General features: G+C 71.7%; 13 protein-coding genes. 11 read left to right on the top strand and 2 right to left on the bottom strand.

Annotation, left to right across the window (positions count from 1 at the left end; genetic code table 11):
- Nucleotides 1–237: 237 nt before the first annotated feature.
- From OG898_RS03995 to serA, 5 genes are all read left to right on the top strand, one after another.
- The gene (locus OG898_RS03995; RefSeq protein WP_266960065.1) at nt 238–3087 is read left to right on the top strand and encodes a bifunctional diguanylate cyclase/phosphodiesterase; all 2850 of its coding nucleotides are present in this window, start codon (nt 238–240) and stop codon (nt 3085–3087) included.
- Between the two features lie 215 nt (nt 3088–3302).
- Entirely contained in the window at nt 3303–5192 is a 1890-nt protein-coding gene (locus OG898_RS03990) for an acetolactate synthase large subunit (protein ID WP_266955002.1), read from the top strand.
- A 32-nt stretch (nt 5193–5224) separates the two neighbouring features.
- On the top strand, nt 5225–5749 hold the full coding sequence (gene ilvN, locus OG898_RS03985; protein WP_243337813.1) for an acetolactate synthase small subunit: 525 nt from the start codon (nt 5225–5227) through the stop codon (nt 5747–5749).
- A gap of 141 nt (nt 5750–5890) precedes the next feature.
- Nucleotides 5891–6892 carry a ketol-acid reductoisomerase gene (gene ilvC, locus OG898_RS03980; RefSeq protein WP_243337812.1) on the top strand — a complete coding sequence of 334 codons (1002 nt, stop codon included), beginning with the start codon at nt 5891–5893 and terminating at the stop codon, nt 6890–6892.
- A 276-nt stretch (nt 6893–7168) separates the two neighbouring features.
- On the top strand, nt 7169–8758 hold the full coding sequence (gene serA / locus OG898_RS03975; RefSeq protein ID WP_250742459.1) for a phosphoglycerate dehydrogenase: 1590 nt from the start codon (nt 7169–7171) through the stop codon (nt 8756–8758).
- 77 nt (nt 8759–8835) lie between these two features.
- On the opposite strand, the gene OG898_RS03970 is transcribed toward serA, so the two are convergent.
- On the bottom strand, nt 8836–10371 hold the full coding sequence (locus OG898_RS03970) for an MFS transporter (RefSeq protein ID WP_266954999.1): 1536 nt from the start codon (nt 10369–10371) through the stop codon (nt 8836–8838).
- Between the two features lie 90 nt (nt 10372–10461).
- Between OG898_RS03970 and OG898_RS03965 the strand changes: the two genes are divergently transcribed.
- From OG898_RS03965 to OG898_RS03950, 4 genes are all read left to right on the top strand, one after another.
- Entirely contained in the window at nt 10462–11067 is a 606-nt protein-coding gene (locus OG898_RS03965; protein ID WP_266954997.1) for a TetR/AcrR family transcriptional regulator, read from the top strand.
- A 110-nt stretch (nt 11068–11177) separates the two neighbouring features.
- The gene (locus OG898_RS03960; RefSeq protein ID WP_266954995.1) at nt 11178–13622 is read left to right on the top strand and encodes a WD40 repeat domain-containing protein; all 2445 of its coding nucleotides are present in this window, start codon (nt 11178–11180) and stop codon (nt 13620–13622) included.
- Between the two features lie 38 nt (nt 13623–13660).
- Nucleotides 13661–14554, top strand: a complete 894-nt coding sequence (locus OG898_RS03955; protein WP_266954993.1) for a hypothetical protein — start codon at nt 13661–13663, stop codon at nt 14552–14554.
- The gene (locus OG898_RS03950; protein WP_266954991.1) at nt 14551–16608 is read left to right on the top strand and encodes an AAA family ATPase; all 2058 of its coding nucleotides are present in this window, start codon (nt 14551–14553) and stop codon (nt 16606–16608) included. The genes OG898_RS03955 and OG898_RS03950 overlap by 4 nt, the downstream gene beginning before the upstream one ends.
- Here the strand turns inward: OG898_RS03950 and OG898_RS03945 are convergent.
- On the bottom strand, nt 16586–17872 hold the full coding sequence (locus OG898_RS03945; RefSeq protein ID WP_266954989.1) for a CdaR family transcriptional regulator: 1287 nt from the start codon (nt 17870–17872) through the stop codon (nt 16586–16588). The genes OG898_RS03950 and OG898_RS03945 overlap by 23 nt on opposite strands.
- 201 nt (nt 17873–18073) lie before the next feature.
- On the opposite strand from OG898_RS03945, the gene OG898_RS03940 reads away from it, so the two are divergent.
- Together OG898_RS03940 and pruA are read left to right on the top strand one after the other, a co-directional pair.
- Nucleotides 18074–19000, top strand: a complete 927-nt coding sequence (locus tag OG898_RS03940) for a proline dehydrogenase family protein (protein ID WP_250742453.1) — start codon at nt 18074–18076, stop codon at nt 18998–19000.
- A 33-nt stretch (nt 19001–19033) separates the two neighbouring features.
- Nucleotides 19034–20665: an L-glutamate gamma-semialdehyde dehydrogenase gene (gene pruA / locus OG898_RS03935; protein ID WP_250742452.1), complete on the top strand. Its 1632-nt coding sequence runs from the start codon at nt 19034–19036 to the stop codon at nt 20663–20665.
- Nucleotides 20666–20762 lie beyond the last annotated feature (97 nt).

The following is a 20762-nucleotide window of genomic DNA, read 5'->3' as shown; positions in this document are numbered from 1 at the left end:
GAACGTCTGGCGCTGGGGAGTGATCGGACACTTTGGGGGGCGACGGGCGATGCACGGCCAATGGACGAAGGATCCGATGCGGCGAAGCCGCCGGAGGCGACGGTGCCGGGACTGGACCGCGCCGGAACCAGCCAGCGAGGGGGACCGGTGAGCACCCCGGGGGCGGCGCTGCTGACCCGCCGGCCCCTCGCCGGCAGCGGCAGCGGTGGCGGCGGCTGTGGCTCGAAGGGGCTGGCGATGCAGCTCCTCCTCGCGGTGGTCAGCAGCGGGTACGCCGTGGGCGCCGCGCTCGGCTGGGGCTCCGAGGAACTCGCCGAGATCATGGGCGACTTCGGGCTCAGCGCCGCCGGCCTGCTGGCCGCCGTCTCCTGCTTCACGTACGCCCGGGCCATTGACAGCCGGGAGCGCCCGGCCTGGCTGCTGTTCGCGTTCTCCTCGCTCATGGGCTGCTGTGGCAACGCCGTCTGGGGCTGGTACGAGGTGGTCCTCGGCGAGGCCGTGCCGAAGCCCTCCCTCGCCGACTTCGCCTTCCTCTGCTTCGCGCCGCCCGCCATCGTGGGCCTGCTCGTCCTCGCGAAGCGCCCGGTCACCCGAGCCGGCTGGGTCTGCCTCGGCCTCGACTCCTGGCTCATCGGCGGCTCCCTGCTCACCCTCTCCTGGAGCCTGGCCCTCGCGCACGCCGCGCGCACCGCCCAGTCCGGAGCCCCCGGCAGCGTCCCGCGCGCGGCCCTCTCGCTGGCCTACCCGCTCCTGGACATCGCGCTCGTCTCGATGGTGCTGGTGCTGCACTTCCGCCGCTCCGAGACCAACCGCTCCGCCGTGAACACCGCCATCGCGGCCCTCGCCCTGACCGTGCTGAGCGACGCGCTGTTCACCTCGCCGCTGCTCAGCGCCGAGTACCAGTCGGGCCAGCTCCTCGACGCCGGCTGGTTCGCCGGCTCGCTCCTCCTCGCGTACGCCCCCTGGGGCGCCCGCCGTCTGCACCCCGGCCCCGACCCCGTCGCGCACGCGCGCGCCGAGCGGCCGCACAGCCGCCCGATCACGGGCTCCCTGCCCGCCCTCACCCCGTACCTCGCGGCGGCCGTCTGCACGCTCGGCATCCTGTACAACGTGGTCGACGGCCGGAAGGTCGACCGGGTCGTCGTCTTCACCGGCTGCACGGTCGTGCTCGCCCTGGTGATCCGCCAGGGCATCATGCTGCTCGACAACATCGCACTGACCCAGGAACTGGCCCAGAAGGAGAACCACTTCCGCTCCCTGGTCCAGGGCTCCAGTGACGTCATCATGATCGCCGCCCCCACCGGGACCCTGCGCTACGTCAGCCCCGCCGCCGCCGGGGTCTACGGCCGCGAGGCGGAGGAGCTGGTCGGCACCGAGCTGGCCACCCTGATCCACCCCGAGGACCTGGGCCGGGTCGTCCACGAGGTGCGCCGCTTCCTGGCCGCGCCGCCCGCCGAGGAGCCGACCACCCGCATCGAGTGCCGGTTCAGATCGGGCGGCGGCGAGTGGCTCAATGTGGAGTCCACCGTCAACCGCCATCAGGGCGGCCTCATCCTGAACAGCCGCGACGTCACCGAGCGGGTCCGGCTCCAGGCGCAGCTCCAGCACAGCGCCGAGCACGACCCGCTCACCGACCTCCCCAACCGGGCCCTGTTCACCCGCCGGGTCCGCCAGGCCCTCACCGGGCGGCGGGCCGGGGACCACAGCACCGCCGTGCTCTTCATCGACCTCGACGGCTTCAAGGCGGTCAACGACACCATCGGCCACCAGGCCGGCGACGAACTGCTCATCGAGGCCGCCCGCAGGCTCCAGGACTCGGTCCGGGCCGGGGACACCGCGGCCCGCCTCGGCGGCGACGAGTTCGCCGCCCTGATCCTGGGCGACGGCAGCCGCGACCGCAGCGCCCGCGAGTACCAGGTCCACGAGATCGCCGACCGGCTGCGCACCACCCTCTCCCAGCCCTACCGGATCGCCGGGAGCGAGGTCCGGGTCGCCGCCAGCATCGGCGTGGCCTTCGCGGATCCCGGCATCACCCCTTCGGACCTGATGCGCAACGCGGATCTCGCGATGTACCGGGCCAAGGCGGGCGGCAAGGACCGGGTCGAGATGTACGCACCCCAGATGCAGGCCGAAGTGGTCCGCAAGGCGGAGCTGGCGGGCCGCCTGCGCACCGCGTTGCACGACGGGGAGTTCGCCCTGCTGCACCAGCCCGTGGTCTCCCTGGCCTCGGGGGAGATCTCGGCCGTGGTGGCGCAGGCCCGGTGGCGTTCCGCCCAGGGGATCCTGTTCACCCCCGCCGAGTTCCTGCGGGTCGCCACGTACAGCGAGGGAGGGGCCGGCGAGGGAGGGGCCGGCGAGGGCGGCTCCACCCCCCGGACGGCCGTACCGGACGCCTCGCGCACCGCCGAGCTGGGGCGCTGGCTGCTGGAGGAGGCCGTCGGGCAGGCCGCCGAGCGGCACCGGGCCGGGCACGACGTCCCCGTGGCCGTACGGATGACCGCGCAGCGGCTGCTCGACCGGTCGATGCCGCTGGGCTCCGTGGAGGCCCTGCTGACCCGCAACGGGCTGCCGTCGGGCGCGCTCGTCCTGGAGCTCGCCGTCTCCGACCCCAGGGTGCCCTTCGACGACCTGGAGCGCCGTCTGGCGGCGCTGCGCCGGCTCGGGGTCCTGATCGCCCTGGACGGCTTCGGCAGCGGTTACGCGGCCATCAGCGCGCTGCGCAGGCTCCCCGTGGACATGCTCAAGCTCGACCGGGGCCTGGTCGAGGGGGTCGTGGAATCCCCCCGGCTCCACAAGATCACCGCAGGTCTGTTGCGGATCGCAAACGACCTCGGCATGCAGTCGGTGGCGGAGGGGGTGGACCTCCCCGAGCAGGTCATGGCACTGCGCGCGATGGGCTGTACCCACGGTCAGGGAATGGCCTTCTCCGGACCTCTCGACGAGTACAGGCTGCGGCGAGCGCTCGTGCGCGGTACGTTCCCAGTACCGGGCGGCGCGGCCCAACCCGCGTTGGCCGGTGGTTCCCCAGGGGGCTCGATGGTCATCCACAGAGGCTCACATAATGAGACGCCCGTCCCACCCGCTTGACATCACCCTCCCGCCGGAGGGAGGGTCAATGCCATGCGCACCCGAATTCTCGTACTTGGAAAGCGCGTCGGCTGAAGCTGGGACCAGCATGTCCCCGCTCAACGCACCCGACGCGCTCCCCTCGCTTGCCTCCCGGCACGAGGGGTTTTTTGTTGCACTGGCAACGTCGAATCTCGTTAAACCCTCCTCGTAAAACCCTCAGCTTCGAGAAGAGAATGCCGATGACCGAGCAGGCCACCGGGGCCCACCATCCGCAGCCGCGGGCCCGTACCGGCGGACACCAGACCGCCGCAGTTGAGCACGTCACGGGTGCGCAGTCCCTCATCCGCTCTCTCGAAGAGGTGGGGTGCGACACCGTCTTCGGCATTCCTGGGGGCTGCATCCTCCCCGCGTACGACCCGCTGATGGACTCCAAGAAGGTCCGCCACATCCTGGTCCGCCACGAGCAGGGCGCCGGCCACGCCGCGACCGGCTACGCGCAGGCCACCGGAAAGGTCGGCGTCTGTATGGCCACCTCCGGTCCGGGGGCCACGAACCTGGTGACGCCGATCGCCGACGCGCACATGGACTCCGTGCCGCTCGTCGCGATCACCGGCCAGGTCTCCTCGAAGGCGATCGGCACCGACGCCTTCCAGGAAGCGGACATCGTCGGCATCACGATGCCGATCACCAAGCACAACTTCCTGGTCACCAGGGCCGAGGACATCGCCCGGACCATCGCCGAGGCCTTCCACATCGCCTCCACCGGCCGCCCCGGCCCGGTCCTGGTCGACATCGCCAAGGACGCCCTGCAGGCGAAGACCACGTTCTCGTGGCCGCCCGCCCAGGACCTCCCCGGCTACCGGCCGGTGACCAAGCCGCACGCCAAGCAGATCCGCGAGGCCGCCAAGATGATCGCCGCCGCCAAGCGGCCGGTCCTCTACGTCGGCGGCGGCGTCATGAAGGCCGGCGCGACGGCCGAGCTGAAGGTCCTCGCCGAGCTCACCGGCGTCCCGGTCGTCACCACCCTGATGGCCCTGGGCTCCATCCCGGACAGCCACCCGCAGAACGTCGGCATGCCCGGCATGCACGGTGCCGTCACTGCGGTGACCGCGCTGCAGAAGTCGGACCTGCTGATCGCCCTCGGCACCCGCTTCGACGACCGCGTCACCGGCAAGCTGGACAGCTTCGCCCCCTTCGCCAAGGTCATCCACGCGGACATCGACCCGGCCGAGATCGGCAAGAACCGTGCCGTGGACGTCCCGATCGTCGGTGACGCCCGCGAGGTCATCGCCGACCTGATCCAGGCCGTCCAGGCCGAGGCCAACGAGGGCAACGCCGGCGACTACACCGCCTGGTGGACGGACCTCAACCGCTGGCGCGACACCTACCCGCTGGGCTACGACCTGCCCGAGGACGGCACGCTCTCCCCCCAGCAGGTCATCGAGCGGATCGGCCAGCTGGCACCGCAGGGCACCATCTACGCGGCCGGCGTCGGCCAGCACCAGATGTGGGCCTCGCACTTCGTGAACTACGAGGAGCCCCGCACCTGGCTGAACTCCGGCGGCGCCGGAACCATGGGCTACGCGGTCCCCGCCGCGATGGGCGCCAAGGTCGGCATGCCGGAGCGCACCGTCTGGGCGATCGACGGCGACGGCTGCTTCCAGATGACCAATCAGGAACTGGCCACCTGCGCCCTGAACAACATCCCGATCAAGGTCGCGATCATCAACAACGGTGCGCTGGGCATGGTCCGCCAGTGGCAGACCCTGTTCTACAACCAGCGGTACTCCAACACCGTCCTGCACGCGGGCGAGACGGGCACCGACACGGCCGTCGGCTCCCAGCTCGGCGAGTCGGCCGCCCCCCGCATGGGCACCCGCGTCCCGGACTTCGTCAAGCTGTCCGAGGCCATGGGCTGCGTGGCGCTGCGCTGCGAGGACCCGGCCGACCTGGACAAGGTCATCGCCGAGGCCAACGCGATCAACGACCGCCCGGTCGTCGTCGACTTCATCGTCCACGAGGACGCCATGGTGTGGCCGATGGTCGCCGCCGGCACCTCGAACGACGAGGTCATGGCCGCCCGGGGCGTCCGCCCCGACTTCGGCGACAACGAAGACGACTGAGCCGAGAGAGCCTGAGAGAGAGAACGACTCACATGTCCAAGCACACGCTCTCCGTCCTGGTCGAGAACACGCCCGGCATCCTCGCCCGGATCGCCGCGCTGTTCTCCCGACGCGGGTTCAACATCGACTCCCTCGCGGTCGGTGTCACCGAGCACCCCGACATCTCGCGCATCACCATCGTCGTGAACGTCGAGGACCTCCCGCTGGAGCAGGTGACCAAGCAGCTCAACAAGCTGGTCAACGTGCTCAAGATCGTCGAGCTGGAGCACACCAACGCCATCGAGCGCGAACTCGTTCTGGTGAAGGTCCGCGCCGACAACGAAACGCGCTCGCAGATCGTCGAGATCGTCCAGCTGTTCCGCGCCAAGACCGTCGACGTCTCCCCGGAGGCCGTCACCATCGAGGCCACCGGCGGCACCGACAAGCTGGGCGCGATGCTCAAGATGCTGGAGCCCTTCGGCATCAAGGAGCTCGTCCAGTCCGGCACGATCGCCATAGGGCGCGGCGGACGGTCCATCACGGACCGCAGCCTGCGCGCGCTCGACCGCAGCGCCTGAGCCCGACCGGGCCGGTGACACCGGCCCGGTCGTGGCCCGCCCGTCCGCTTCTCGCTCGCTCGTATGGCGAGACCGAGATCCACGTATTCCGTTCCCCGCCGTACGGTGGGAGCAACACCAGCGCACCAAGGAGATATCCCAGTGGCCGAGCTGTTCTACGAGAACGACGCCGACCTGTCCATCATCCAGGGCCGCAAGGTCGCGGTCATCGGTTACGGCAGCCAGGGCCACGCCCACGCGCTGTCGCTCCGTGACTCCGGCGTCGACGTCGTCGTCGGCCTGCACGAGGGCTCGAAGTCCAAGGCCAAGGCCGAGGAGCAGGGCCTGAAGGTCCTGCCCGTCGCCGAGGCCGCGGCCTGGGCGAACGTCATCATGATCCTGACCCCGGACCCGCTCCAGGCCGAGATCTACGCCGCGTCCATCGAGTCCCACCTGGAAGAGGGCGACGCGCTCTTCTTCGGCCACGGCTTCAACGTCCGGTACGGCTTCATCAAGCCCCCCACCAACGTGGACGTCGCCCTGGTCGCCCCGAAGGGCCCGGGTCACCTGGTTCGCCGTCAGTACGAGGAAGGCCGCGGCGTGCCCTGCATCGCCGCCGTGGAGCAGGACTTCACCGGTTCCGCCTTCCAGCTCGCGCTGTCGTACGCGGCCGGCATCGGCGGCACGCGCGCCGGCGTCATCAAGACCACGTTCACCGAGGAGACCGAGACCGACCTGTTCGGTGAGCAGGCCGTTCTCTGCGGTGGCGCCTCCGCGCTGGTGAAGGCCGGTTTCGAGACGCTGACCGAGGCCGGTTACCAGCCCGAGATCGCGTACTTCGAGTGCCTGCACGAGCTGAAGCTCATCGTCGACCTCATGTACGAGGGCGGCCTGGAGAAGATGCGCTGGTCGGTCTCCGAGACCGCCGAGTGGGGCGACTACATCACCGGTCCCCGCATCATCACCGACGCCACCAAGGCCGAGATGAAGAAGGTCCTCGCGGAGATCCAGAGCGGCGAGTTCGCCAACACCTGGATGGCCGAGTACAAGGCCGGTCTGCCGAAGTACAACGAGTACAAGAGCGCCGACGAGGCGCACCTGCTCGAGACCACCGGCAAGAAGCTCCGCAAGCTGATGAGCTGGGTCGACAACGACGAGAGCTGATCCGCTGCGTCGCGGGGCCGGGACGGTGCGTCCCGGCCCTGCGGCACATCGGCCGGACACCCGTACGAGGGGCCTTCTGGAGGACCGCTTGTCCACCCCGGCCAATCTCGTGCGGGTGATCCTTCCGTACAGGCGGAATTCCCTTCCGGATCCGCCACTACACTGCTCAACACAACGCGTCAGGCCCACAGTGTCGTGCGTCTTCCACGCGGCTACCCCCCTCCACCGCCTGCGGCCGTCGGGACGGCCGTCCGCACTGGACTTGTGAGGACCCACGTGAGCTCGAAACCTGTCGTACTCATTGCCGAAGAGCTGTCGCCCGCCACTGTCGAGGCGCTCGGCCCGGACTTCGAGATCCGGCACTGCAACGGTGCCGACCGCGCGGAGCTGCTCCCCGCGATCGTGGACGTCGACGCGATCCTGGTCCGCTCCGCGACCAAGGTCGACGCCGAGGCCATCGCCGCAGCCAAGAAGCTGAAGGTCGTCGCCCGTGCGGGCGTCGGTCTCGACAACGTCGACGTCTCGTCCGCCACCAAGGCCGGCGTGATGGTCGTGAACGCTCCGACCTCCAACATCGTCACCGCCGCCGAGCTGGCCTGTGGCCTGCTCGTCGCGACGGCCCGCAACATTCCGCAGGCCAACACCGCCCTGAAGAACGGCGAGTGGAAGCGGAACAAGTACACGGGTGTCGAGCTCAGCGAGAAGACCCTCGGTGTCGTCGGCCTCGGCCGCATCGGCGTCCTGGTCGCCCAGCGCATGTCGGCCTTCGGCATGAAGATCGTCGCGTACGACCCCTACGTGCAGCCCGCGCGCGCCGCCCAGATGGGCGTCAAGATGCTGACGCTCGACGAGCTGCTCGAGGTCGCCGACTTCATCACCGTGCACCTGCCCAAGACCCCCGAGACCCTCGGTCTCATCGGGGACGAGGCCCTGCACAAGGTCAAGCCGTCCGTCCGCATCGTCAACGCCGCCCGCGGCGGGATCGTGGACGAGGCAGCGCTGTACTCGGCCATCAAGGAAGGCCGCGTCGCCGGCGCCGGCCTCGACGTGTACGCGAAGGAGCCCTGCACGGACTCCCCGCTGTTCGAGCTCGACCAGGTCGTCTGCACCCCGCACCTCGGCGCGTCCACGGACGAGGCCCAGGAGAAGGCCGGTGTCTCGGTCGCCAAGTCGGTGCGCCTCGCGCTCGCCGGCGAGCTCGTGCCCGACGCGGTCAACGTCCAGGGCGGCGTCATCGCCGAGGACGTCCGTCCCGGCCTGCCGCTCGCCGAGAAGCTCGGCCGCATCTTCACCGCCCTCGCGGGCGAGGTCGCGGTCCGCCTCGACGTCGAGGTCTGCGGCGAGATCACCCAGCACGACGTGAAGGTGCTCGAACTCTCCGCGCTCAAGGGTGTCTTCGAGGACGTCGTCGACGAGACGGTCTCCTACGTCAACGCCCCCCTCTTCGCACAGGAGCGCGGGGTCGAGGTCCGTCTGACCACCTCCTCGGAGTCCCCGGACCACCGCAACGTGGTGACCGTCCGCGGCACCCTGTCGGACGGCCAGGAGGTCTCGGTCTCCGGCACGCTCGTGGGCCCGAAGCACCTGCAGAAGATCGTCGGCATCGGCGACTACGACGTGGACCTGGCGCTCGCCGACCACATGATCGTCCTGCGTTACGCCGACCGCCCGGGCGTGGTCGGCGCCGTCGGCCGCATCCTCGGTGAGGCCGGCCTCAACATCGCGGGCATGCAGGTCGCCCGCGCCGAAGAGGGCGGCGAGGCCCTCGCGGTCCTCACCGTCGACGCCGAGGCCCCGGTGAACGTCCTCGCGGACATCGCCACCGAGATCGGCGCCGTCTCGGCCCGTACGGTCAGCCTCGGCTGACGTTCAGGCAGCAGACCGACGCGAAGGGCCCGGGGAAATCCCCGGGCCCTTTCGTGTGTCCTGCCCCGCTACGTCGCTCAGTGCGTGAGCGCTTCGACGGCCGCGGCCGGCTTCGCCGGGTCCTGGGCCTGGGCTCCGCGGCCCCGGAGCAGGGCCGCGGCGAGCACCGCCGCCGCGAGCAGGAGGACCGTACCGCCCCAGGCCGCGTACTGCATCCCGTGCACGAAGGCCTCCCGGGCCGCCGTCAGGACCTGCCCTCCGGCCGCGCCGCCGAGCTCCTGGGCGGTGGCCACGGCCCCGCCGAGGGTCTCCCGCACGGCGGGCTCGGAGCCGGCCAGGTCGGAGCGGTAGACGGCCGTGCCCAGGCTGCCCAGGAGGGCCATTCCGAGGGCGCCGCCGAACTCCTGGCCGGTCTCCAGCAGGGAGGCGGCCGAGCCGGCCTTCTCGGCAGGGGCGGAGCCGAGGGCCATGTCGGAGACCAGGGACATCACGGTGACGATCCCGCAGGCGAGGACCCCGGCTCCGGTCAGCAGCAGCCACAGCGAGTCGGTGTCCACCAGGCTGATCAGGGCGAACCCGGCGGCGGCGAGGACGAAGCCGCCCGAGATGACGTAGGCCCTGTCGGTCTTCTGGGCCAGGGCCGCACTGGCGGGGGCGGCGGCGCCGATGAAGACCGAGGGGGCGAGGCTCCAGAGGGCGGCTTCCAGGGTGCCCATGCCGAGCACCGACTGCAGGTACTGGGTGGTGAAGTAGGCCGAGCCCATCATGGCGAAGGCGGCGATGGTGTTCAGGCCGATGCCGGCGCCGAAGCCGCGCTCCCGGAAGAGTGCCCGGGAGACCATCGCGTCGTCACGGGTGCGCTGGCGGCGCACGAAGAGCCAGCCGAAGGCCAGGCCGGCGGCGAGGCAGCCGGCGTACAGCGGGGTGAAGCCCTCGGCGGCGATCTCCTTGAGCCCGTAGACCACCGGCAGCACGGCGGCCATAGACAGCGGCACGCTCAGCAGGTCGAAGCGGCCGGGCGCCGGGTCCTTGAACTCGGGGACCAGCACGGGGACCAGGACCAGCAGGAGCAGCATCGCGGGCACGTTGATCAGGAAGACGGAGCCCCACCAGAAGTGGTTCAGCATCACCCCGCTCATGACCGAGCCGAGGGCGATGCCGGCGGTCATGGCGCCGGACCAGATCGCGATGGCCTTGCCGCGCTGCCTGTCGTCCTGGAAGAGGTTGCGTACCAGGGCCAGCGTGGACGGCATCAGGGTCGCGCCGCCGATTCCGAGGAGCACCCGGGCAGCGATGAGCATCTCGGCGCTGGAGGCGTAGGCGGCGGCGACGGAGGCGAGTCCGAAGGCGGCCGCGCCGGTCAGCAGCAGCTTGCGGCGGCCGATCCGGTCGCCGAGCGAGCCCATCGTGATGAGCAGGCCCGAGAGGGCGAAGGCGTAGCTGTCGAAGATCCAGAGCTGCTGGGTGGCGCTGGGGTCCAGCTCCCGGGTGATGGCCGGGATGGCGAAGTAGAGGACGGAGACGTCCATCGAGACGAGGAGCAGGGGGAGCAGGAGAACGGTGAGTGCGGTCCATTCGCGGCGACCGGCGAGGCGTGCTGCGGGGTTCGTCATGAGCAGAAATGTACAAGCGTCATAAACGCGTGTCTAGTACGGCTGTATGAAACGTTTGTCTTGGACGGGTGTCTTGGCTACCGTGAAGGCATGGGACATCGCGAAGACTTGCTGGAAGGCGCCAAGAAGTGCCTGGTCGAGAAGGGTTTCGTGGGCACGACCGCCCGCGACATCGTCAAGGCCTCGGGTGCGAACCTGGCCTCGATCGGCTACCACTACGGCTCCAAGGACGCCCTCATGACGGAGGCGTTCATCGCCGTCATCCAGGAGTGGGGTGACCAGTTCACGACCGGGGTGGAGGGTGAGGGCGGCTCGCTGGAGCGCTTCCGCTCGGTATGGGACGGGGTGCACGCCGGGCGCGAGGAGTCCGGCCCGATCTGGGCGGCCAGCATGGAGATCGCGCTGACGCCCGGTCGGCTGCCGGAACTGCGCACGATGCTCGCCGCCTCGCAGGGGGAGGGGCGCAAGGGGCTCATCTCCATGTTCACCGGCGTGCCCGAGGAGGACCTGACGGAGGACGACCTGCGCACCACCGGCGCCTTCTACCAGGCCCTGCTGAACGGGTTCATGCTCCAGTGGCTCTTCGACCCCGCGTCGGCCGCGACCCCGGCGGAACTGACGGAGGGAATGCGGCGGGCGGTGGCGGCGATGGCGAAGGGGCCGGTGGACGGGTCCGGTTCGGATTCCGCCGGGTGAGGGCGGGGTAACCGCCCGGTGAGCGGAGCCGATTGGCCCAAGTCCCGGATGGCGGTGGGGCGCGGCCCCTAAGGTGGCGTGCACGCGAGGGCCACTGCCTGGGGGCGGATGTGAGTACGGCTGACGACGGCGATGGCGCCGGCGCCGTGTCCGGCGGTCGTGCGCGGGCGCAGACCGGGGCACAGACCCGGGCGGAGGTCCGGGCGGTGGAGGCCAGGATCGCGCGCGAGCTGTCCCGCTTCACCCGGCCGGGCGGCCCGCCCGCCGCCGGCTCCGCTCCGCCTCCGTACGTACGCCGGCACGCCGTGGAGCACGCGGCGGCGGGCGGGGTGCTCGACGAGCGGTTCCTCTCGTGGGAGTTCCTTCCCCACGTCGATGCCGGCCGGCTGCGGGCGGTCCCGCGCCCGGCGGCGTCCGGGGCGCCGGAAGGCAGTGGGCCCGGGCGGGAGCTGCTGGACGTGTGGCGGCACGCCGCGCACGCGTGGGACTGGGACGGTGCGCCGGGCAATGCCGCGACGTTGAGCCTGTACGCGGTGTGTTCCGGCCTGTCGGGCGGTCCGGTCGCCGAGGCCGGGTGGACCGGGCGCTGGGCGGCCTGGGACCTGGGCCGGGGCGAGATCCTCGGCAGACACGACATGGCGGTGCTGGCCGTGGCCGCGGTGGTGCTGCCCGACGGCCGCGCGCTGGCCGTCTCCGGCGGTGACGACGCCACGGTACGGATCTGGGACCTGGCCACCGGCCAGCCGGTCGGCGAACCGCTGACCGGCCACACCCGCCGGGTGCAGGGGGCGGCCGCGGTGGTGCTGCCGGACGGCCGTCCCCTGGCCGTCTCCGGGGGTGATGACGGCACCGTGCGGGTGTGGGACCTGGCCACCGGCCGGCCGGTCGGTGAACCGCTGAGGGGTCATGCGGGCCGGGTGTGGTCGGTGGCGGCGGTGGTGCTGCCCGACGGCGGGGCGCTGGCGGTCTCCGGTGGCGACGACGGCACGGTGCGCGTCTGGGATCTGACCACGGGCGAGCCGGTCGGTGAACCGCTGACGGGTCGTAGCCACGGGGTCGCGGCCATGGCGGCGGTGGTGCTGCCCGATGGCCGTGCGCTCGTGGGCTCCGGTGGTCGAGCAGGGACGCTGGGGGTCTGGGATCTGGTTACCGGCCGACCCGTCTGCGAACCCCTGAACGACCGCTATCCGCCGACGGTGTCGGCGGTGGCCGCGGTACTGCTGCCCGACGGTCGCGCGCTGGCGGTGACGGGTGGCCAGTACAACCGGGTGGAGGTGTGGGATCTGACCACCGGCCGGCCGGTGGCCGAGCTGTCCACCGGCGGCCCACGGCGTGCGCTCCTTACGCGGGTGGACGACGGTGTCCGAGGAGTGGCGGCGGTGGTCCTGCCCGACGGCCGGGCACTGGCGGTCTCCGGCAGTGAGGATCACACGCTGCGGGTCTGGGACGTGGCTGCCGGAAGACCGGTCGGTGAGCCGCTGTCCGGGCACAGCGGAATGGTGTGGTCGGTGGCGGCGGTGGTGCTGCCCGACGGCCGGGCACTGGCCGTCTCCGGCAGCCGTGACCAGACGGTGCGGATGTGGGACCTGGCCGCCGGGCACACGGTCGACCAGCCCTTTCGCGGCCACAGGGGCCGAGTGCGGTCGGTGGCGGTGGTGGTGCGCCCCGACGGCCGGGCGCTGGCCCTCTCCGGAGGTGACGATGCCGCGTTGCGGGTGTGGGACTTGGGCGGCGGTGAGCCGGTGGGTGAACCGCTGACCGATCACACCGACTGGGTGCGGGACGTGGCGGCGGTGGCGCTGCCCGATGGCCGTGCGCTCGCGATCTCGACCAGCAACAACAGGGCGAGCGTGGGGGTGTGGGACCTGGACGACTTCCTTCTCTTGGGCCGGCTTCCGCGCAGCTACGGGAGGACGGACGGCGTGGTGGCCGCGGTGGTGCTGCCCGGTCGCCCTGTGCTGGCCGTCGTCGGGAGCGACGATGCCCTGGTGCGGGTGTGGGACGTGCTCAGGGGCGAGCTGGTGGGTGCGCCCTTGGCCGGTCATACGGGTCGGGTGGGGTCGGTGGCGGCCGTGGCACTGCCCGACGGCCGGGCGCTGGCGGTCTCCGGCAGTGACGATGCCACGGTGCGGGTCTGGGACGTGGTTGCCGGCGAGCCGGTCGGTGAACCGCTGACCGGCCACACCGACTGGGTGCGGTCGGTGGCGGCCGTGGTGCTGCCCGACGGCCGGGCGCTGGCGGTCTCCGGGGGTGACGATGCCACGGTGCGGGTCTGGGACCTGGCGACCGGTGAGCCGCTGGGCGGACCGCTGACCGGGCATACGGGCCCGGTGTGGTCGGTGGCGGCGGTGGTGCTGCCCGATGGCCGGGCGGTGGCGGTCTCCGGAGGTGAGGACGCCACGGCGCGGGTCTGGGACATGTCTACGGGACAGGCGTTGGGCGTTCCCCTGCGTGCGCCGGGACCCGTGACGGCGTTGGCCGCCGAGCTCGTGGACGGAGAGCTGGTCGTGGTGCTGGGGGGTGCGGGACTGGCGGTGGTCACGGTGCGGGTCTAGGTGCGAACGGGTTGGCGCGAGGCAGAGGGGTGTGTGGAGTGTCGGTGATCGTCGGGGTGCACGGGATTGCCCAGCAGCAGCTGGGGCGCGGCCAGTTGGCGGCAGTGTGGAGTCCGTCGCTGACGGACGGTGTGGAAGCGGCCCTGTCCGGACGGCGCGTGGCCGAGCTGCCGTTCGACCTGGCCTACTACGGGCGGCTGTTCCTGGACGCCACCGGCCGCACCGGAACCGGAGCCCGAGCCGGAACCGGAACCAAGGCCGGTGCGGCCGCGGAAGACCCGGCGGACCTGGCGGAGCTGAGCCACGAGGAGCAGGAGGAACTGCTCGCGGCGGCGCACGATGCGGCCGGTGCGCAGGCGTTCGAGGCGAGCGCGACGCAGGCGACCAAGGGGTACTCGCGGGTGCCCCGGCCCTTCCAGGTGGCGTTCAGGGCACTGGACTGGCGCTTCGGGCCCGGGGCGGCCCTGCTGTTCGTGGGCGCCTTCCGGCAGGTGCGCAGCTATCTGCGCGATCCGGAGCTGAAGGCGGGCATCGACGCGGTCGTCGACGCGTCGGTCACGGCCGACACCCGGGTGCTGGTGGGGCATTCGCTGGGGTCGGTCGTGGCGTTCGAGTTCGTCCGCCGGCACCCGCGCAGCAAGCTGGACCTGCTGCTCACCGTGGGCTCGCCGCTGGGGACACGGTTCGTACGGGCGCTGATGGCCCACCCCGACCACGGAGCGAGCGGGCTGCCGCCGGGGCTGAAGGAGTGGGTGAACGTACGCGACGCGCGTGACCCGGTGGCGTTCGCGGGCGACCTGTCCGAGCACTGGCCCCGCGTGCGCGACGTGACGGTGGACAACGGGGGCGACGCGCACGCGGTGTCCCGGTACCTGAGCAAGAAGCAGACCGGCGCCGCGGTGCTGGAGGCGCTGCCGGACCTGGCGCGGTGAGCGCGCCACCGGCCGACGAAGACGTCCTGCGACGGCACTTCGTCGCCATCGCCACCTCCGAGTACGACGATCCCGGCTTCGGGCCCCTGGCCGTGGGGGACGAGGTGAAGGCCATGCGCGCGTGGCTGTGTTCACCCGACCTCGGAGCGCGGGCCTTCGCACCGCTGTACCCGCGTCTGGCGGAGGATCCGACCAAGGGCGCCGTTCGCGACGCCCTGGAGGATCCCCCGCCGGAGCGGCGGTGGCGGGAGGCGGACGCGGCGGTCGTCTTCGTCACCGGCCACGGCGTCATCGAGGGAGGCGCGCACTGGACGGTACTGAAGGCGACCGAATCCGACCGGCTGGCGTCCACCGCCCTGCGGACGGTGGACCTGGTCAACTGGCTCAGGGACACCCGGATCCGCCACTTGTTCCTGGTCCTCGACCAGTGCTTCGCGGGGCAGACGATCGCCGAGGTCGCCGCGTTCGAGACCAACCTGCCCGGCACCTGGCTGGCGCTCCCCAGCGCGACGAAGGACAAGGAGGCCGTGACAGGGGCGCTGACCGCTGCGGTGACCGCGTTCCTCGACGAACTGCGCTCCCCGGTGGGTGAGGCGTACGCCGGACCGGAGATCCCGCTGCTGGACGTACGGGTGTTCCTGGACGGCGTACAGGGCAAACTCGGCGTCGGCCAACGGCTGATCCCGCTGCCGGGCAGTCAGCTGTCGGGCCCGCACCCCTGCCTGCCCAATCCCCACTACCGCCCCGAGGACAGGACCCCCGTCGCCGCGCGCCGCAGCGACCTGGCGCTGCCCCAGAGCGACGTCAACGCCCACTGGGAGCCCCGCTCGCGCGGCGTGGCCCGATCGAGCGAGCCGGGCTGGCTGTTCACGGGCCGCCGGAAACTGGTCGAGGACATCATGGCCGCGGCCGGTGGCCGGGCGGGGGCGACGGTGGTCACCGGGGCCGCGGGCAGCGGCAAGTCCTCGGCCCTGGCCCGGCTGGTGACCTTGAGCGACCCCGCGTTCCGCGCCCGCTACCGCGACCACCTGGAGACCGTCCCCGAGGAACTCCGCCCCCGCGAGGGGGCGGTGGACGTGGCGGTCCTGGCCACCGGAAAGACCGCCCACGAGGTCATCGCCCAACTCTGCGCGGCCCTCGACGTCCCCACTCCCGCGGTCGCGGGGGCCACGCCGTCACTCGACGAATGGATCACCGCCTGGCAGCACTGGCTCGCCACCGGCAGCACGCCGCTCGTCGTCGTCCTCGACGCCCTCGACGAGGCCGGCGACCCGCTCACCCTCCTCACCGGCGTCCTGGCCCGCCTCGACCCCCACCACGAGCGGATGCGGCTGATCATCGGCGTGCGCTCGCCCGGCGGCGACGACGGCACCCCGCCCACGGCACCTCCCGCGCGGGGCGTGCCACTCGCCGACCAGGCCGAACGGCTGCTCGCGGCGCACCGCATCCGTGTCGACGAAGCCCCCTGGTGGCACGACGGAGACCTGGCCGACTACGCCGCCGACATCCTCGCCACCACCCCGGGCAGCCCCTACGCCGGGACCGATCCGCAGACCGTCACGGCCGTGGCGCGCGCCCTGGCCGCTCATGCGGGCACGTCCTTCCTGGTGACCCGCATCGCCGCGGCCTCCCTCGCCGCCCGGCCCGCCCCCGTGGACCCCGCCGACCGGTCCTGGCTGGCGACGGTCGACGCCGGTGTCCTCGGTGTCTTCCGAGCCGATCTCGAGGCCCACCGGCCCGACCCCGAAGACCGGCTGACGGCGGTCCACCTGCTGCGCGCCGTCGCCTTCGCCCGGGGCCGCGGCCTTCCCTGGCGACGGATCTGGCCGGCGTTCGCCAACGCCGTCGCCGACGACCCCGAGCGCACCTACGGAGACACCGACATCGCCGACCTCCTCGCCTCACCGCTCGGCGGCTACCTCACCACCGACACCGCGGACGGCACCACCGTCTACCGCCTGTTCCACGACGCCCTGAACACCACCCTGCGCGAGAACTGGCGGGGTCTGCTCGCCGCGGACCGGCCTCGTCCTACGCCAGGCGGGCGGCCTTGAGGGCCATGTGGAGGAGCAGGCGGTCCTCGCCCTCGTCCAGGTCGAGCCCGGTGAGCTGCTCCACCCGGGACAGCCGGTAGTACAGGGTCTGGCGGTGGATTCCCAGGGCCGCCGCCGCGCGGCCCGCCTGGCCGGCGCAGTCCAGGAACACCTCGGCCGTACGGGCCAGTTCGGGGTTGGCCGGGCCGCGCAGGGCGCGGGCCACCGGGTCGTCGAGGGCCTCCTCGGCGACGGAGGCCAGCATGCGGTAGGGCCCGATCGCCGACCACTGCGCGACCGGGCCGAGCCGCGGGCCGGCGGCGGCTGCGGCCCGGGCGGCGGCGGTGGCCTGCTGCCAGGCGGCGGGCAGTGCGGTGAGCGCCCGCACGGGGTCGGACACCCCGGCTGTCACTCCGGAGGTCACTCCGGCGGCCGCCGCCGGTGCGGTGGTCTTGCCGCCGGTCGCTGCGCTCCGGGTGGCGGCGACCTGCTTCGGCGTGCCGGGGGTGGCGGCGGCCCCGGTCCCGCCGGCCGCGCGGGGCATCAGGCGGGAGATCGCGGTGAGTGCCGGAGCCAGCGGGTCCGCGCCGCGCAGGCGGATCAGGACCGCGAGGGAGTGCCCCGCCGGGCCGCCGCCGCCCGGGTGGGGTTGCTGCTCGCCGGCCCCCGGCCAGGGGACCACGCACACGGCCGCCGCTCCCGGGACCGAAGCCGGGGCCTCGCCGGACCACGGGCTCACGCAGACCGCGGCGTGCGCTCCCTCGCCGCTCGGACCGAGTGCCACCCGTAGCGCGGCCACCGCCATGTCCTGCTGCCAGCCGCGCCCGGCGGTGAGCACCGCGAGGAACTCCCGGGACAGGTCGGCCCCCGCCCGGGCCTCCTCCGCGAGCAGCAGCCCGATCCGCTGGGCCACCTCCATGGCGGCGTCCAGCGCCTCCGCGTCGGGGCCGGGCTCCTGATCGAGGAGCCATACGTAGCCCTGGACGATCCCGCGGTAGCGCACCGGCAGGCAGATCCGGCCCCGGAAGACACCGGCGTCGGGGGCGGCCGGGATCCTGACCGGCCCGGTGGCGCGGGCGATGCCGAAGCCCTCGAACCAGGACCGGACGGCCGCCGTCGACTGGCGGGTCAGGATCGAGCGGGTCCGTACGGGGTCCATGGCCAGATCGTCATCGCTGTCGTGCGCGCCGAAGGCGATGAGGCGGAAGTCCCGGTTCTCCAGCGTCGCCGGAGCGCCGAGCAGCGCCGAAATCTCGTCCACCAGGTCCTGGTAATCGCCCTTCACCCGCACATTCTCCCACCCCCGGACCGGCTCTTCAGACAGATGTATGAGATCCGGGCCACGGATGCGTGACAGCTGTCGATGGCAGAGGATCGGGGAGATCCCTAGGTTTCACGGTGGTTTTACTTGCGTTTTCCTTATGGCCTCCGTCGTCCCGGCGCGGGCTGAATGTCTCCTTCTGTCCGCCCCCGTTGGAGGTACCCCGTGCTGGGTCCCGCGATCCTCGCCGCCTCGCGCAGCGACAAGATGCGCCGAATCGTCTCTGCCGCCCCGGTGACCAAGCCCGTGGTGAACCGGTTCATCCCCGGTGAGACGGTCGACCAGGTCATCCCGATCGTCGAGGACCTGACGGGCAAGGGCCTGGAGGTGACCCTCGACGTCGTCGGCGAGGACATCACCACCGTGGAGCAGTCCCACGCCGCGCGCGACGCGTACCTGGAGCTCATCGAGCAGCTCGCGCACCTGGGCCTCGGCGAGACCGTCGAGATGTCGGTGAAGCTGTCCATGTTCGGCCAGGCGCTGGAGGGCGGCCACGAGCTCGCCCTCGCCAACGTCCGCCCGGTGGTCGAGGCCGCCGCCGCCATCGGCACCACCGTGACCCTGGACGCCGAGGACCACACCACCCTCGACTCGATGTTCGCCATCCACGAGGAGCTGCGCCGGGACTTCCCGCAGACCGGCTGCGTCATCCAGGCGTACCTCTTCCGCACCGAGGCCGACGCCCGCCGCCTGGCCGCGGCCGGCAGCCGCGTGCGCATCGTGAAGGGCGCCTACAAGGAGCCCGCCGAGGTCGCGTACCAGGACAAGGCCGAGATCGACAAGGCGTACGTCCGCATCCTGAAGATCCTGATGGAGGGCGAGGGCTACCCGATGATCGGGTCCCACGACCCGCGCCTGATCGCCATCGGCCAGGAGCTCGCCCGCAAGGCGGGCCGCAAGCTGGACGAGTACGAGTTCCAGATGCTGTACGGCATCCGCGGCGAGGAGCACCTGCGGCTGGCCGCCGAGGGCCACCGGATGCGCGTCTACACGGCGTACGGGACCGACTGGTACGGCTACTTCATGCGGCGCCTCGCGGAGAAGCCGGCCAACCTGCTCTTCTTCCTCCGCTCGATGATCACCAAGAACTAGGCCCTCCCACTAGCTCAAGGAGCACCCCGCATCATGGACGCTGTAACCCGGGTCCCCGTGCCGGTCAACGAGCCGGTCCACTCGTACGCCCCCGGCACCCCGGAGCGCGCGCGCCTCGAAACGCAGCTGAAGCAGCTGTCCGAGAACCCGATCGACCTCCCGATGACGATCAACGGCGTCAAGCGGATGGGCGGCGGCGAGCGCTTCGACGTCGTGCAGCCGCACGACCACAAGTCGGTCATCGGCACCTACGCGAACGCCACCCGGGCCGACGCCCAGGAGGCCGTCGACGCCGCCCTGGCCGCCGCCCCTGCCTGGCGCGCGATGTCCTTCGACGACCGCGCCGCGATCATCCTGCGCGCCGCCGAGCTGCTGTCCGGCCCGTGGCGCGAGAAGCTGGCCGCGTCCACCATGCTGGGCCAGTCGAAGACCGCGCAGCAGGCCGAGATCGACACCCCGTGCGAGCTCGTCGACTTCTGGCGCTTCAACGTCCACTTCGCCCGCCAGATCCTGGCCGAGCAGCCGGTCGCCAACTCCGCCGGCGTGTGGAACCGCAGCGACCACCGCCCGCTCGAGGGCTTCGTCTACGCGATCACCCCGTTCAACTTCACGGCCATCGCGGGCAACCTGCCGACCGCCCCGGCCCTGATGGGCAACGTGGTCGTGTGGAAGCCGTCCCCGACGCAGACCCACTCCGCGGTCCTCCTCATGGAGCTGCTGGAGGAGGCCGGCCTGCCGAAGGGCGTCATCAACCTCGTGACGGGCGACGGCATCGCCGTCTCCGACGTGGCGCTGACCCACCCCGAGCTGGCGGGCATCCACTTCACCGGTTCCACCAAGACCTTCCAGTACCTGTGGAAGACGGTCGGCACCAACATCGAGAACTACAAGTCCTACCCGCGCCTGGTCGGCGAGACCGGCGGCAAGGACTTCGTCGTCGCGCACCCGTCCGCGGACCGCGCGATCCTGAAGACCGCCCTGACCCGCGGCTCCTTCGAGTACCAGGGCCAGAAGTGCTCGGCGTCCTCGCGCGCCTACGTCCCGGCCTCGATCTGGAACGACGGCTTCAAGGAGGCCTTCGCGGCCGAGGTCGACGGCATCACCATGGGCGACGTCCGCGACCTGACGAACTTCATCGGCGCCGTCATCGACGAGCGCTCCTTCGCGAAGAACAAGGCCGCGATCGACCGCGCCATCGCGGACCCGACCTGCGAGATCGTCGCGGGCGGCACGTACGACGACTCCGAGGGCTACTTCGTGCGCCCGACGGTCATCGCGTGCACGGACCCGGAGAACGAGGTCTTCACGACCGAGTACTTCGGCCCGATCCTGGCGATCCACGTCTACGAGGACGCCGAGTTCGACGCGATGCTGGCCCAGATGGAGTCCGTCTCGGCGTACGCCCTGACCGGCGCCGTCATCGCCCAGGACCGCTACGCGGCGGCCGACGCGATGGAGAAGCTCCGCTTCGCCGCGGGCAACTTCTACATCAACGACAAGTCGACCGGTGCCGTCGTCGGCCAGCAGCCCTTCGGCGGCGGCCGCGCCTCGGGCACCAACGACAAGGCCGGCGCGGCGTCGAACCTGATGCGCTGGACCTCGACCCGCTCCATCAAGGAGACCCTGGTGGCCCCGACCGACTACGGCTACCCCCACATGGGCTGACCCCGGCCCCACTGAACCCCGCCCCCGTTCCGGTACCCCCAAGTCCGGAGCGGGGGCGGTTTCCATTTTCCGCTCCGGATCCCGTCAACCGCTGCTA

Origin of the sequence: Streptomyces sp. NBC_00193 (assembly GCF_026342735.1) — a bacterium.
GTDB classification, from domain to species: domain Bacteria; phylum Actinomycetota; class Actinomycetes; order Streptomycetales; family Streptomycetaceae; genus Streptomyces; species Streptomyces stoeckheimensis.
This window is presented reverse-complemented; position numbering and strand designations above follow the sequence as displayed.